At 33.6% G+C, this 13,951-nt stretch carries 14 protein-coding genes; 7 read left to right on the top strand and 7 right to left on the bottom strand.

From position 1 onward, the window contains the following. The first annotated feature begins 35 nt into the window (after nt 1-35). Genes FOF46_RS10990 through FOF46_RS10965 form a run of 6 tightly spaced genes read left to right on the top strand, consistent with a single transcriptional unit; the run spans nt 36 to nt 4,802 of the window. On the top strand, nt 36-695 hold the full coding sequence (locus FOF46_RS10990) for a transglutaminase-like domain-containing protein (RefSeq protein ID WP_333968510.1): 660 nt from the start codon (nt 36-38) through the stop codon (nt 693-695). A gap of 56 nt (nt 696-751) precedes the next feature. Beyond that, complete coding sequence (locus FOF46_RS10985) at nt 752-1,507, top strand: SDR family NAD(P)-dependent oxidoreductase (protein WP_143916493.1); 756 nt, start codon at nt 752-754, stop codon at nt 1,505-1,507. 30 nt (nt 1,508-1,537) lie between these two features. After that, entirely contained in the window at nt 1,538-2,545 is a 1,008-nt protein-coding gene (locus FOF46_RS10980) for an NADP-dependent oxidoreductase (RefSeq protein ID WP_143916492.1), read from the top strand. A gap of 20 nt (nt 2,546-2,565) precedes the next feature. After that, a complete protein-coding gene (locus FOF46_RS10975; RefSeq protein WP_109437742.1) occupies nt 2,566-3,543 on the top strand; it encodes an NADPH:quinone oxidoreductase family protein in 978 nt (325 codons plus the stop codon). A 22-nt stretch (nt 3,544-3,565) separates the two neighbouring features. Next, nucleotides 3,566-4,303, top strand: coding sequence for a 3-oxoacyl-ACP reductase FabG (gene fabG / locus FOF46_RS10970; RefSeq protein WP_143916491.1), 738 nt, complete (start codon nt 3,566-3,568; stop codon nt 4,301-4,303). A 34-nt stretch (nt 4,304-4,337) separates the two neighbouring features. Next, the gene (locus FOF46_RS10965; protein WP_143916490.1) at nt 4,338-4,802 is read left to right on the top strand and encodes a MaoC family dehydratase; all 465 of its coding nucleotides are present in this window, start codon (nt 4,338-4,340) and stop codon (nt 4,800-4,802) included. Nucleotides 4,803-4,892: 90 nt separating this feature from the next. On the opposite strand, the gene FOF46_RS10960 is transcribed toward FOF46_RS10965, so the two are convergent. The 6 genes from FOF46_RS10960 to hutH all read right to left on the bottom strand — a co-directional run bounded on the left by FOF46_RS10960 (nt 4,893) and on the right by hutH (nt 12,519). Further along, complete coding sequence (locus FOF46_RS10960; RefSeq protein WP_103068606.1) at nt 4,893-5,084, bottom strand: cold-shock protein; 192 nt, start codon at nt 5,082-5,084, stop codon at nt 4,893-4,895. Between the two features lie 197 nt (nt 5,085-5,281). Beyond that, on the bottom strand, nt 5,282-5,758 hold the full coding sequence (locus FOF46_RS10955; RefSeq protein ID WP_109437739.1) for a hypothetical protein: 477 nt from the start codon (nt 5,756-5,758) through the stop codon (nt 5,282-5,284). 771 nt (nt 5,759-6,529) lie between these two features. After that, on the bottom strand, nt 6,530-7,483 hold the full coding sequence (gene hutG, locus FOF46_RS10950; protein ID WP_143916489.1) for a formimidoylglutamase: 954 nt from the start codon (nt 7,481-7,483) through the stop codon (nt 6,530-6,532). A 30-nt stretch (nt 7,484-7,513) separates the two neighbouring features. Beyond that, nucleotides 7,514-9,517: a urocanate hydratase gene (locus FOF46_RS10945; protein ID WP_143916488.1), complete on the bottom strand. Its 2,004-nt coding sequence runs from the start codon at nt 9,515-9,517 to the stop codon at nt 7,514-7,516. Between the two features lie 111 nt (nt 9,518-9,628). Next, nucleotides 9,629-10,876, bottom strand: a complete 1,248-nt coding sequence (gene hutI, locus FOF46_RS10940; protein ID WP_143916487.1) for an imidazolonepropionase — start codon at nt 10,874-10,876, stop codon at nt 9,629-9,631. 62 nt (nt 10,877-10,938) lie between these two features. Further along, nucleotides 10,939-12,519 carry a histidine ammonia-lyase gene (gene hutH, locus FOF46_RS10935; protein WP_143916486.1) on the bottom strand — a complete coding sequence of 527 codons (1,581 nt, stop codon included), beginning with the start codon at nt 12,517-12,519 and terminating at the stop codon, nt 10,939-10,941. Between the two features lie 92 nt (nt 12,520-12,611). Between hutH and FOF46_RS10930 the strand changes: the two genes are divergently transcribed. Then, complete coding sequence (locus tag FOF46_RS10930; RefSeq protein ID WP_143916485.1) at nt 12,612-13,490, top strand: LysR family transcriptional regulator; 879 nt, start codon at nt 12,612-12,614, stop codon at nt 13,488-13,490. A 57-nt stretch (nt 13,491-13,547) separates the two neighbouring features. On the opposite strand, the gene FOF46_RS10925 is transcribed toward FOF46_RS10930, so the two are convergent. Continuing rightward, nucleotides 13,548-13,913, bottom strand: a complete 366-nt coding sequence (locus FOF46_RS10925; protein ID WP_109437734.1) for a SnoaL-like domain-containing protein — start codon at nt 13,911-13,913, stop codon at nt 13,548-13,550. Between the last annotated feature and the right edge of the window lie 38 nt (nt 13,914-13,951).

Below are 13,951 nucleotides of genomic sequence, written 5' to 3'. Positions count from 1 at the left end.
AAGAATATTAACTTTATTGATGTTACAACCCTTAGATGAAGTTTAAAAAAGAAGAAAAAATGGATTATTTAGCTTCTACATATTATTTTGATTATGAAACTGATAAAATTCAGGAGCTAGTCAAAGAATTTAAAACTGATACGTTAACTCCAAAAGAAAAAGCTATTGGACTATATCTTAAAATAAGAGATGAATGGAGGTATGATCCATATCAGATAAGTCTTATAAAAGAAGGGTATATAGCAAGTAATATTGCACAAAGACCAAAAGGCCATTGTGTGGATAAATCTATCCTTTTGATAGCGTGTTTGAGAGCAGTAAAAATACCAGCAAGAATTCATCTGGCAAAAGTGAAAAACCATATCGGAGTAGAACGATTAATAGAAAAATTCGGGACAAATGAATTGACTCCTCACGGAATGGTAAATGTATTTCTTGATGGTAAATGGTTGAAAGTATCACCCGCTTTTAATAAAGCATTATGCAGAAAATGTAATGTAGCTCCTCTTGATTTTGATGGAGAAAATGACTCTATGTTTCAGGAATTCAATAACGCAGGAAATGTTTTTATGGAATATCTTGATGATTATGGCCATTTTGAAGATGTACCCCTTGATTTTATTTTTAATAATATGAAAGAACATTATCCTGCAATTATAGATCAATATGAAGGGTTAGAAGAGATTAAATTATAAAAGTATATTGCTGTAAATGTTTAAATAAAAAGACTATTGATTTTAATTTTAAGGATATGGAAGTAAAAGATAAAATAGTAATTGTGACCGGTGCTGGTTCTGGTATTGGTGCTGCAACGGCTAAACATTTTGCCAAACATCAAGCTATAGTCGTAGTTTCTGATATTAAGGAAGAAAAAGCACAAAAAATTGCCAAAGAGATCCTTGAACAAGGAAGTGATGCAACAGTAATAGCAGCTAATGTAACTCAGATTGATGAGGTAGAACAACTTATTACCAAAACCGTATCAAAATATGGGCGATTAGACATAATGGTAAATAACGCCGGGATTGGCCCAAAACATATGACGAGAACAGCAGATTATACCTTAGAAGATTGGGATAGCGTGATTGCTGTGAACCAAACTGGAGTTTTTTATTGTATGAAATCAGCATTAAAACAGATGGTAAAGCAAGGAGGGGGAAACATTGTAAATATAGCCTCTTTAGCAGGTTTAAAAGCTTCGCTTAATAACCTGTCATATTGTGCAAGTAAATTTGCAGTGGTTGGTATGACAAAATCTGCTGCCTTAGAATATGCAACAAAGAATATCCGTATTAATGCTGTATGTCCTGGGTATACAGAATCTGCTTTATTAGATAAATTGCTTTCTGTTCGACCAGATATGGATCAACGATTAAAAAGTGTAATTCCAATGAAACGATATGGTCAAGCAGAGGAAATTGCTGATGCCGTGGTTTGGTTAGCTTCGGATAACACAAAATTTATTACAGGACAAACAATAACCTTAGACGGAGGAACTTCATTATAAAAATATACTTGACTAACTACAAAAGAAAAAATTATGAATAGACAATTGATATTTAAGAAACGCCCAGTAGGTCTTCCTGCTTCTGATACTTGGGAATTACAATCTAATCCCATTCCAGAGCTTAAAGAAGGAGAAGTGCTTATTCAGCAACATTATGTATCGTTAGATCCGGCGATGCGTGGTTGGATGAATGATGCCAAATCATATATAGAACCTATACAAATTGATGATGTTATGAGAGCTGGCTCTGTGGGTAAAGTTATTAAAGTAAATAATCACCCAAAGTACAAAGAAGGAGATTATTTAACTGGTTGGGGTGGTGTACAGCAATATGTAGTAACGAATGGTGAGAATTGGTACCCTGTTGATCCAAATTTAGCTCCTTTGCCTATGTATATAGGGACGTTGGGAATGCCAGGAATGACAGCATATTTTGGAATTTTGGAGGCAGGGAAAATTAAAGAAGGTGATATTGTATTGGTTTCAGGAGCGGCAGGAGCTGTTGGAAGTATTGTTGGGCAGATTGCTAAAATAAAAGGATGCCGTGTTATTGGTATTGCAGGAGGTAAAGAAAAATGTAAATATCTTATTGATGAGTTGGGGTTTGATAGTGCTATTGATTATAAATCAGAGAATATATACGAAGCCCTAAAACGTGAATGTCCAAAAGGGCTTGATGTGTATTTTGATAATGTTGGAGGAGAAATTTTAGATGCAGCTTTAAGTCGATTACGTCTTAATGCTCGTGTTATTATCTGTGGGGCTATTTCGCAATATAATAATAAAGAAGCTATAAAAGGACCAGCGAATTATTTATCATTATTGGTTAATCGTGCAACTATGCAAGGGATATTAGTAATGGATTATGCTAAAGATTATGCTAAAGCCGCTATGCAAATGGGAGGATGGATTGCACAAGGAAAATTAAAAAGTAAAGAAGATATTTATGATGGTATAGAAAACTTTCATGAAACGTTTTTGCGATTGTTTTCTGGAGATAAGAAAGGGAAATTAGTATTAAAGGTAATTGAAGAATAGAGGTTATAAAAATAAACTAGATGAAAGCTATTGTTTGTAAACAATTCGGTCCTCCTTCAGCATTAGTGTTTGAAGAATTAGATGATTTAACTCCCAAAGAAAACGAAGTTATTGTTCAGGTAAAAGCTTGCGGAGTCAATTTTCCAGATACATTAATTATTCAAGGGTTATATCAATTTAAACCAGAGTTACCTTTCACTCCAGGAAGTGATATTGCAGGAATTGTAAAAGAAGTAGGAGCAAACATCACTCATGTAAAATCAGGAGATGAAGTTTTTGGATTTGTAATGCATGGTGGATATGCAGAAGAGGTAGCTGTTCCTGGAAATGCATGTTTTAAGAAGCCACCTATGATGGATTTCCCTATTGCCGCTTCTTTTATGATGGCATATGGCACCTCTTATCATGCATTAAAAGACAGAGCTGATCTTCAATCAGGAGAAACACTTTTGGTATTAGGAGCCTCAGGAGGTGTGGGTTTGGCAGCGGTAGAATTAGGGAAGCTTATGGGAGCAAAAGTAATTGCAGCGGCTTCTAATGATCAAAAACTACAGTTGTGTGCAGCATATGGAGCCGATGAAATTATAAATTATACAGATAAAGACCTGAAATTAAAAATTAAAGAATTAACAAACGGAAAAGGAGTTGATGTCATATATGATCCGGTTGGAGGAGAATATTCTGAAATGGCTATTCGCGGAATGGCTTGGGATGGGCGTTATTTGGTAGTAGGTTTTGCTGCAGGAAGTATCCCTAAGATACCGCTTAATCTTGCTCTTTTAAAAGGTTGCTCAATTGTCGGTGTTTTTTGGGGGAGTTTTGCTGTAAAAACCCCTAAAAAGAATATGCAAAATACTATGGAACTTATGCAGTGGCATGCAGAAGGTAAGCTAAAACCTCATATTCATAAAATTTACCCTTTAGAGGATTCGTCAAGTGCATTAAAAGCAATGATAAATAGAGAGGTTAAAGGTAAGATAGTTATACAATGCTCTTAGTATGAGTTAAAAGATAATAAAAATGAGATTAAAAAATAAAGTAGCAATAGTTACAGGAGGAGCTAGAGGAATAGGAAAGGCCGTTTCTGATTTATTTGCAAAACAAGGAGCAATAGTAATTATTTGGGATCTGTTGGCAGATGGTGAGAAAACGGCTAAAGAAATTAGCGAAAAAGGAAATACAGCCGAATTTACTAAAATTTCGGTAACAGATAAGGTTGCGATAGAAAAAGAAGCCGAAAGGATTTTTAAAGCTTATGGTAAGATTGATATTTTAATTAATAATGCTGGTATTACCAAGGATCGTACATTACATAATATAAGTGAATCAGAATGGGATGCTGTGATTGAGGTGAATTTAAAAGGCGTTTTTCTTTGTACTCAAGTCATCTCGAAGTATATGAAAGACACAAACTATGGTCGTATTGTTTCTGCTGCTTCTAATGTAGGTTTACGAGGTAATTTTGGACAAACAAATTATTCGGCTACAAAAGCAGGTGTCATTGCTATGTCCAAAACTTGGACTGTAGAGCTTGGAAAATATGGTATTACCGCCAATGCGTTAGCCCCGGGTTTTACACTCACAGAAATGACAGAACAAATTCCTGAAGAGCATCTGGAAGGAATTAAAAAGCAAATACCATTACAAAAAGCAGCTACTCCAATGGATATAGCGCATGGATATTTGTATTTGGCATCAGATGAAGCTTCTTATGTTTCAGGTATTTGTTTGACAATTGATGGGGGAGTTTCAAGATGATTTGAAACTAATGTTCTTCAAGTAATTCAATAATATGGGAAAATTAAAGTGTAAAAATTTCGAAGATTTTAAAAAGAATGAAGGCAAACCATTACCAACAGGTAATTGGGTACTAGTCACTCAAGAAATGATCAATACTTTTGCAGAAGCCACCCAGGATTTTCAATGGGTACATGTTGATGTTAAAAGAACAGCAAAAGAATCTCCTTTTAAGAAACCAATTGCCCATGGATTTCTATCTGTCTCTTTGCTTTCAAAAATGCTTATGGACCTTGTTATTGTAGAAAGTTTGGTTATGGGAGTAAACTATGGTCTAAATAAAGTACGTTTTCCTCACCCGGTGCCTGTTGATAGCCGTTTACGACTGCATAGTAAAATAACTAAAATTGAAGCGTATGGTACTAATGGGTTGAAAATCACATGGGGGTGTTCAGTCGAAATTGAGAATATAGAAAAACCAGCCTGTGTTGCCGAATTTGTATCACTTATGTTTGAATAAGTTAGGTATTTGATAGAAATAAATCATTTAGAATAAAAAAACCTGTCAAATCAGACAGGTTTAATACTTTAAAAAATCAAATAGTATATCTTATAATACTTTCACGTTTACCGCGTTCAATCCTTTTTTACCTTCTTGCAAATCAAATTCAACTGCGTCTCCTTCACGAATTTCGTCAATTAATCCTGAGATGTGTACAAAATGTTCTTTGTTTGAATCTTCTTCTGTAATGAATCCAAACCCTTTTGCATCATTGAAGAATTTTACTGTTCCTTTGTTCATTGTGATAATTTAAATTAGTTAATAAGAGACAAAGATAATACCAAATACTTAAATGATCATTACTTAATGCTCTTTAGTTGTTAATTCTAAACACAAATCTAGATCATTTATTATTTGTAACATGATAAAAATGAATCATTTTAGAAATAATTGATTATTACACTTAACAATTGTATGGTTAGTGCTCTGTGTAATATTTAGAAGTAAAGATTCTGCAATTCTAATTTATAATCATATTGAAGATCTTCATGTAATAAGGTTATTTTTTTTTTGATCGATGCTATTTCTCGGTTATGAATATTCATGAGAACAGAATTGCTTGTTATAGAAGGTTCGAAATCTTTGAGTTTTTTACAGAAATAAAGAAGTAGTTCTATTTCGGTTTCTTTATTCTTTGAGTATCGAATATATTTTTTAATTGTACGTAAAATTTTACGAACGCTTTTTTTGATAAAATAATATGATGTTATATTGATTATTGTGAATTGTTCATCTACCTCATTTTTCACATTCTCGATATATTGATCCTCATTTCCAGATTCAAATAATAAATAAGTAAGTAACTCTTTATTTTCTTTTTTAAATCTCGATAGCCTAAGACATAGTTCTATCAGATCTTGGTGAGAACATTCATTTAGTTCTGTTTTAATCTCTTTAACGGTGGCAGATTTCATGTTTGCAATTTAGACAAAAGTTTGAATTTGTTTATAAATGCTTTTTTACACTTTTTTGTTAACTGATTGATTTGTAAACCCTTGATGAGCAGTAGTTAACGGGGTTATCAACATAGTTATTAACATTAAAAGTGAGTTTTTACCTTCTAATATTTTTATTTTTGATAATAAAAATGTTTTTTATCGTTGTTTTATTTAATTTCAACAAATTATTAACAAATAATAAACATTTTTCTTGTATTATTGTTAATAAGTGATTATGTTAGTGCTAGTTAACCTTAAATCACATCGTCATGAATCACTTTTATTCAACATTCGGGCTCAATTTTATGAGTATCGTTAATTTTTTGAAAGAACTCCCCCAAGCTTCTAGCTATGCGATTCGTAAGTAATAATAAGAATAGATTTTTCTTAAATAAGCTTATCGTACTTTGCTTTGGTACCGTTTATAAGCATTTTTAAGATACAGTAGAAAGTTTTGTTTTTTTTGCCCTAAAAACCCTTCATCTCGCATATTTGAAGGGTTATTTTTATATGAAAAAGGAGTAGGTGGGAGAAGATTAATAGATGCCCTACTATTTGATTATATGGTAAACCAATCAATATCCCAATGCAGTATTGGTATCTTCTTTAAAAATTAGATATAAGGCATGTTTTTCTCCAATATATTTTATTTGAGTTCCTGAGATTTGAAATTCGGTATTAGAGAGTTGTTTGTGTAATTATTTCTCTTCGGTCTTTATTGCTTTTGGATAGTCTCTGTTGTAAAAATTATTCATCAATCATACACTCTATAATATGATTAACTAACCTGGATGCTAATCGAGCAGTACAATTATCAATGTCATATTTTGGATTAAATTCTACAATATCGGCACTAATTAGTTTTGTAGAGTTACAAATCCATTTTATAGTTTCCATTGCGATATCAACAGAAAAACCAAATGGAGAAGGTGCACTAACTCCAGGAGCAAGAGCAGAAGAAAAACCATCTAGATCTATAGTAAGATATATGTAATCCACTTTTGCAATAAAATTTTGAACTACTGTAGCTATGTTATTTTTGTTTTGAATTGTATATTCTGTGTTCTCTAGATATTGAACATTTAATTCGTTAGCAATTTTATAAAGCTCTTTGTTATTTGAGGCTTTTTGGATTCCCAGGCACAAATAATTGAATGAATCATTTTCTTTTGAAATTTGATAGAAAGGAGTTCCAGAAGTGCCTTGATTTGTAGTTTTTCTAAGATCGAAATGTGCGTCGAGATTTATGATTCCAATTTTTTTATTTGGAAATTGCTTTTTGATTCCATTATAGTGGGCATAAGCTAAATCATGACCTCCTCCCAAAATAATGGGAAAATTTTGATGTTGTAAAAGTGAAGCAATAATGTTTGAAGTCTCTAGTTGTGTATCTTCAAGATTTCCTTGTTCACAAGTAATATTGCCTACATCGAGAATATCTATTTGATCATTAAAATGATTAGAAAGTGTTGCCAACATCTTTCTTATATGATCAGGGCCTTTTACAGCGCCAATTCTTCCGTGATTTCTTTTGACACCTTCATCGCAAGTATATCCTAAAAGAGTAAAAGATTGTTTCTTGGGTTTTGATAGTATCTCGTTTTCAAGGTTAACACATTTTATTTTTTCATGTAGGTATAATTGATCATCAGAGATACGACCGGTCCAAAGTGTTGTATCAGTTTTTTTATAGTTTTTCATCTTAAATTCTATTATGATTTGATCAATCTTTTATATAATATCAGATAGTACTTCGTCTTCGACAATGTTGGGTAGTGTAACTTTCAGTTGTGGAGTACGTTTCATTTCTCTTTTTATAGCAAATAATGCTTCTTCGTTACGCGCCCAGCTTCTTCTTGAAATTCCGTTATTTACATCATAAAATAACATACGCTCTAATTTTTCTGAAGCTTCATTAGATCCATCCAGTAATAGTCCAAATCCTCCATTAATAACTTCTCCCCAGCCAACACCACCACCGTTATGAATAGAAACCCATGTGGCTCCTCTAAAACTATCTCCAATTACATTATGAATTGCCATATCTGCGGTAAATTTACTACCATCATAAATATTACTGGTTTCCCGATATGGGGAGTCTGTACCACTAACATCATGATGATCTCTTCCCAGAACTACAGGTGCTGATATTTCTCCAGTTTGTATTGCTGTATTAAAAGCTTGAGCTATTTTGATCCTACCTTCTGCATCTGCGTATAAAATACGAGCTTGAGACCCAACCACAAGTTTATTTTGTTTTGCTTCTCTTATCCATGTGATATTATCTTGCATTTGTTGTTGTATTTCTGGAGGAGAAACTTTTTTAATAGATTCCATTACAGTAAGTGCAATCTGATCAGTTTTGTCCAGATCTTCTGATTTGCCCGATGTACATACCCATCTAAATGGACCAAATCCATAATCAAAGCACATGGGGCCCAAAATATCCTGAACATAAGAAGGGTATTTAAAATCAATACCATTTTTTGCCATGACGTCAGAACCTGCTCTGGAGGCTTCAAGCAAGAATGCGTTACCATAATCAAAGAAATAAGTTCCTTTGGAGGTGTGTTTGTTTATAGCTTCAGTATGGCGACGTAATGATTTCTGAACTTCGGTTTTAAAAGCTTCAGGGTTAGTGCTAATCATCTCATTAGCATCGTTATAACTTAACCCCGCAGGATAGTATCCTCCAGACCATGGATTATGTAAAGACGTTTGATCTGAACCTAATTGGATATGAATGTTTTCTTCATAAAACCGTTCCCAAACATCAACAACATTGCCTTGATATGCAATAGAAACGATTTCTTGACTATGTATAGCTTTTCTTATTCTGGTTACTAAATCAGTCAGATCATCAATAATTTCATCTACCCAACCTTGTTCATGACGTTTTTTTGCAGCTTTTGGATTAACTTCGGCACAAATCGTAATACAACCTGCAATATTTCCTGCTTTAGGTTGAGCACCACTCATGCCTCCTAATCCTGAGGTCAAAAATATTTTGCCTGCGGGAGTTTCATTGGGTTGTAATGTTTTTCTAAATGCATTCATTACAGTAATGGTTGTACCGTGAACGATCCCTTGCGGACCAATGTACATATAGCTGCCTGCTGTCATTTGTCCATATTGAGTTACGCCAAGAGCATTATATTTTTCCCAATCATCGGGTTTAGAGTAATTAGGAATCATCATACCGTTAGTAACAACCACTCGGGGAGCATCTTTAGAAGAAGGGAATAATCCCATAGGGTGACCAGAATACATATGCAATGTTTGTTTCTCGGTCATGGTGGCGAGGTATTGCATAGTCAGTACATATTGAGCCCAATTTTGAAAAACAGCTCCATTACCACCATAAGTAATTAACTCATATGGATGTTGTGCTACTAAAGGGTCTAAGTTGTTTTGAATCATGAGCATGATTCCGCTTGCTTGTTTAGTTTGTGCGGGATATTCATCAATGGGACGGGCATGCATCGCATATTCGGGAATGAAGCGATACATATAGATACGACCAAATTCATTTAACTCTTCTAAAAACTCGTTTGCCAGTTCTTGATGCCAATGATTAGGGAAATATCGCAGCGCATTTTTAAGAGCTAGCTTTTTTTCTTCTTTAGATAGGATTTGCTTCCGTTTTGGAGCGCGACTAATGTTTTGATTAAAAGACTTTTTAGTAGGTAATATCTTTGGAATTCCTTGAAGTACTTGTTCTTTAAAAGTTGCCATGATGTATTCGAATTAGATGTGCCGTGATATTTATCAAAGTAGAAATATGATATGCTTTATTATAAGTATTCCTCAATTCTTCTAGATATCGACCTCACATAAAAATTAAATTTATTGTTGATATACCAAGTCTCCTTTTTTCCATACTTGAGATGGGGTTAGCTTACCTTGGTGGTAAAAAATTTCGTTAAAATGGTCTGTCTGAAATAGGTTAAAATCTGCCAACATACCAGGAACCAGTCTTCCTCGATCGGTTAGATTAAGTGCTGCTGCAGCTCTAGAAGTTATCCCAGCTAGAAGTTCAGCATTGCTCAATTTTTCAAAGGTGCCAAGAATACATGCCTGCATTAATAAATCCCCCATGGGTGCTGAACCAGGATTCCAATCACTGGCTATGGCCAAAGCTCCTCCCGCATTTAAAATCTTTCTTGCTGGAGTAAAATCGCACCCAAGACCTATAGAAGCTCCTGGTAAGGCTACAGAAATAACATCGCTTTTTGCTAACATATCAATTTCGTTTTGAGTACTTGCTTCGAGATGATCTGCACTAATAGCACCAGTTTTTATTGCGACTTCGCTACCCCCTGGAGTAAACTGATCTGCATGAACTGTAATATCAAAATTCATGGCTTTTGCTTTTTTAAAGTACGGATAGATATCAGAAGCCAGGAAAGCACTTTGTTCTACAAATGCATCAATACGATTTGTGAGTTTTTCTGATTTTAGTATGGGAAATAATGAATTACTAATTTCTTCAAGGTATGCAATATGATTACCATTAAAATCTTTTGGAAGTATGTGTGCGGCAAGACATGTAGAGATTAAATCAGCTTTAGTAGTATTATTAGCATTTTGTATAGCACGTAGCATTTTCAATTCTTCCTCTATAGATAATCCATATCCACTTTTCACTTCAACCGTGGTAATTCCATTTTTTAATAAACTATTTGCTCTTTGTACTACTCCTTCAGTGAGTTGTTCTTGTTTTGCTGATCTGGTTTGAGTTACGGTGTCCCATATACCACCACCAGTTTTGGCAATTTCCAAATATGACTTTCCAGAATTTCTCATAGCATAATCTCTGGCTCTAGACCCAGAAAAACAGATATGGGTATGACAATCTATAAATCCAGGAATGCAGGTATACTTTGAAGATAATGCTATAAGCTCTGTTTGTGATGGGTTGATTTCATTTTTGAGATCAGAAAATGCACCAATAGTATCAATTTTATCTCCTTTGATTAAGATTCCAGCTTCCTTTATAATCATAAGGTCTTCATCTTTTATTGAGCCCTTATGATTAGATTTTTCTAATGATACAAGCTGAGTAATTGGACCTATTAATTTGTATTCCTTCATGTTGTTTTTTTATTATATAACTTATTGTTTATCATGTGATAGAACAACAAGGTGATACATTTTTAATATACTTCAAATTCGTTAGAAAATTGAGTCTCTAATGATAATTTTTCTTTTTGCGAAACTTGATTAGCAACTTCGATGATGGTTTTGTTTTTAATCATTTCAATTCCTTTTTCAATATCATCGGCAAATACACGGTCTTTATCAGCAAAAGGCACTATCGTTCTTATTTTTTTATGAATTTCATCTAGGATTATTCCAGATTTTAGTGGTTTTCTAAATTCAAATGCTTGTGCGGCTGTTAACAATTCTATGGCTAATATTTTCTCTAGATTATCAAGTACCCGTAACGCTTTTCTTCCTCCAATTGATCCCATGCTTACATGATCTTCTTGCCCTAGAGAAGTAGGAATGCTATCTGCACTAGAGGGAAAACATAACCCTTTATTTTCACTTGCAAGAGCAGCTGTAGTATACTGTAGTATCATATATCCAGAATTGATTCCTGTATCTTCCATCAATAATTTAGGAACACCGGGGGAGTTGCCTTCTAAAGCCAGATATATTCTTCGATCAGAAATACTGCCAATTTCTGAGGTGGCTAAACAAGCATAATCGATTGCCATAGCAAGAGGTTGCCCATGAAAACTACCTCCGCTTATTGTGAGATCTTCATTTATAATTATTGGATTGTCAGTCACAGAATTTAACTCTACCTCGAGAAGTTCTTTTAGATGCAACCAAGCATTTCTGGAAGCTCCGTGTACCTGAGGTATGCATCGTAATGAATATGGATCCTGGACACGATCACAATCTGTATGATCTTCCATAATTTCTGAACCTTTAAGCATTGATTTTACTCTGGAAGCAACATGAATATTACCTTTAAAAGGTCTTAATTGATGTAATTCTTTATAAAAAGGTTTTATAGAACCTTGTAAGCCTTCTATCATCATTGCTCCGATAATATCGGCTTGTGAAAGACAGTTATGTAGTTTTGCTATAACCTGTACTGCATGGGCTGCAATAAATTGCGTTCCGTTTATTAAAGCTAAACCTTCCTTTGGACCTAAGTCAAGTGGTTGTTTTCCAGTTTTTTTAAATAATTCTGCTGTAGATATGATCTCTTTTTTATGCGATACTTTTCCTAAACCAATTAAAGGTAAAAATAGGTGAGAGAGCGGAGCAAGATCACCAGATGCCCCAACTGATCCCTGACTTGGGACAATAGGAATAATATCATTATCAATATGGTATAATATTCTATCCAAAGTTTCTTCTGCAATACCAGAATATCCTTTTGATAAAGACTGGACTTTTAAAATTAGCATGAGTTTAGCAATTTCTAAATCAATAGGTTCTCCAACGCCAACACTATGACTTTGTAGAATATTATTTTGCAGAATATTGGTCTCTTCTTTTGAAATTTTTGTCGTACATAAAGGACCAAAACCAGTGTTAATACCATAAACTGGATCTCCTTTTTCAACAATATTTTCGACTACACGTCTGCTTTGTTGGATTTTTGCACGAGATGATTGTGAGATTATACCTTTTATTTCTCCTTGAGCAATTTTTATTGCGATTCCTGCTGTTAGGTAATCTTCTCCGTATGAAAAATGGTGTTTTGTATCTGACATAGCTATATTTCTAAACGTTATAGATAGATACTACTAAATTAATATCTATTTTTGATAATTAGAAATACTTATTTAATCAATTATTAATAACCATGAGTTATCAATTAGAACTCCGTCATTTTACTTATTTTTTGGCTGTTGCCGAAGAATTACATTTCAGAAAAGCTGCTGATAGATTGTTTATTTCTCAGCCTGGACTGAGTAGACAGATCAAGCAAATGGAAGAAATCATTGGAGTTACTCTTTTTATTAGGAATAAAAGAAAAGTAAGTTTAACAGTTGCTGGTCAATATCTTAAAAAGGAACTAGATTATATTTTTAATCATATTGATTTTACGATTAAACAAACTCGTCTTATAGATAAAGGAAGTGATGGTGAAATACGTATTGGTTTTCTTGGTTCTGCTATGCAAACTGTAATTCCGGAGTTATTGATACGGGCTAATGCTACGTATCCGGATATACAATTTAGTTTAGAAGAAATGTCTAATCATTTTCAAGTGGATGCTATAGAAAAAGATCAATTAGATCTAGGTTTTGTTAGGCTGGCCAGGGTACCTAAAGATATAGAGATGAAAACAGTGCATACAGACACTTTTTCATTAGCTCTGCCAATACATCATAAATTAGATGCTAAAACGTTCACAAGTGTCAAGCAAGTATCAGATGAACACTTTATTCTATTCTCATCTGATTATAGTTCATTGTATTATGATAAGATCATGAGTATTTGTGAAGATAAAGGTTTTACGCCTAAAGTTTCTCATAAATCAGTGCACGCACAAACAATATTTAAGTTAGTAGAAAGTGGGCTAGGAGTAGCTATTGTTCCTACTTCATTACAGCAAGGTTTTAATTTTGAAGTGAAGTTTCTTGAAATTCCTAAGATATCACAACGAGCTGAACTTTCTATTATTTGGAAGAAAGATAACCGAAACCCAGCGTTAAAGCGTATTATGAAGTTTTTATAAATCAAAAAGGCCAAACTTGATCATGTATGACCTTTTTGATTATTGTAATGCGGTTGCTTAGTTTGGTATTGAATAAAAAAACTGTTCTTCTGTAATTTTGCCATTATCAACTTGATAAACACATACTTCTTCAATTTGCATACGCCCTTGTTCTTTAAAGGTGCAGTCCATTTTCATAGAACAACTAAAATGATTTTCTGCAACAAGAGGATCTGATATTTCTCCACCATGAAATTCTTCAACTGAAGCATACCAGTCTTCACTTTTTTTAAGTACTGCATCTATACCAGAGGTTATAGAGTTTGGCATTCCTTGCATTTCTTTACTCACAACATTTTGAGCATACAATTCATTAATAGCTTGCATATTTTCTCCTAGTCTACATAGTTCGACCAGACGAGTGGCTACTTGCTGAGTATTCATTGGTATAAAGTTTTAAGGTTATTAATAATAGAATAAAA

This window comes from Aquimarina algiphila, from assembly GCF_007489275.1.
Classification (GTDB): domain Bacteria; phylum Bacteroidota; class Bacteroidia; order Flavobacteriales; family Flavobacteriaceae; genus Aquimarina; species Aquimarina algiphila.
Note: the sequence above shows the minus strand (reverse complement) of the source record. Positions and strands in the feature narration are given on the sequence as shown.

What these genes read in the sequence shown, in the direction of transcription:
- FOF46_RS10990 (WP_333968510.1), top strand. Translation starts at nt 36, where the DNA reads ATGAAGTTTAAAAAAGAAGAAAAAATGGATTATTTAGCTTCTACATAT.
- FOF46_RS10985 (WP_143916493.1), top strand. Translation starts at nt 752, where the DNA reads ATGGAAGTAAAAGATAAAATAGTAATTGTGACCGGTGCTGGTTCTGGT.
- FOF46_RS10975 (WP_109437742.1), top strand. Translation starts at nt 2,566, where the DNA reads ATGAAAGCTATTGTTTGTAAACAATTCGGTCCTCCTTCAGCATTAGTG.
- fabG (WP_143916491.1), top strand. Translation starts at nt 3,566, where the DNA reads ATGAGATTAAAAAATAAAGTAGCAATAGTTACAGGAGGAGCTAGAGGA.
- FOF46_RS10965 (WP_143916490.1), top strand. Translation starts at nt 4,338, where the DNA reads ATGGGAAAATTAAAGTGTAAAAATTTCGAAGATTTTAAAAAGAATGAA.
- FOF46_RS10960 (WP_103068606.1), bottom strand. Translation starts at nt 5,084, where the DNA reads ATGAACAAAGGAACAGTAAAATTCTTCAATGATGCAAAAGGGTTTGGA.
- FOF46_RS10955 (WP_109437739.1), bottom strand. Translation starts at nt 5,758, where the DNA reads ATGAAATCTGCCACCGTTAAAGAGATTAAAACAGAACTAAATGAATGT.
- hutG (WP_143916489.1), bottom strand. Translation starts at nt 7,483, where the DNA reads ATGAAAAACTATAAAAAAACTGATACAACACTTTGGACCGGTCGTATC.
- FOF46_RS10945 (WP_143916488.1), bottom strand. Translation starts at nt 9,517, where the DNA reads ATGGCAACTTTTAAAGAACAAGTACTTCAAGGAATTCCAAAGATATTA.
- hutI (WP_143916487.1), bottom strand. Translation starts at nt 10,876, where the DNA reads ATGAAGGAATACAAATTAATAGGTCCAATTACTCAGCTTGTATCATTA.
- hutH (WP_143916486.1), bottom strand. Translation starts at nt 12,519, where the DNA reads ATGTCAGATACAAAACACCATTTTTCATACGGAGAAGATTACCTAACA.
- FOF46_RS10930 (WP_143916485.1), top strand. Translation starts at nt 12,612, where the DNA reads ATGAGTTATCAATTAGAACTCCGTCATTTTACTTATTTTTTGGCTGTT.
- FOF46_RS10925 (WP_109437734.1), bottom strand. Translation starts at nt 13,913, where the DNA reads ATGAATACTCAGCAAGTAGCCACTCGTCTGGTCGAACTATGTAGACTA.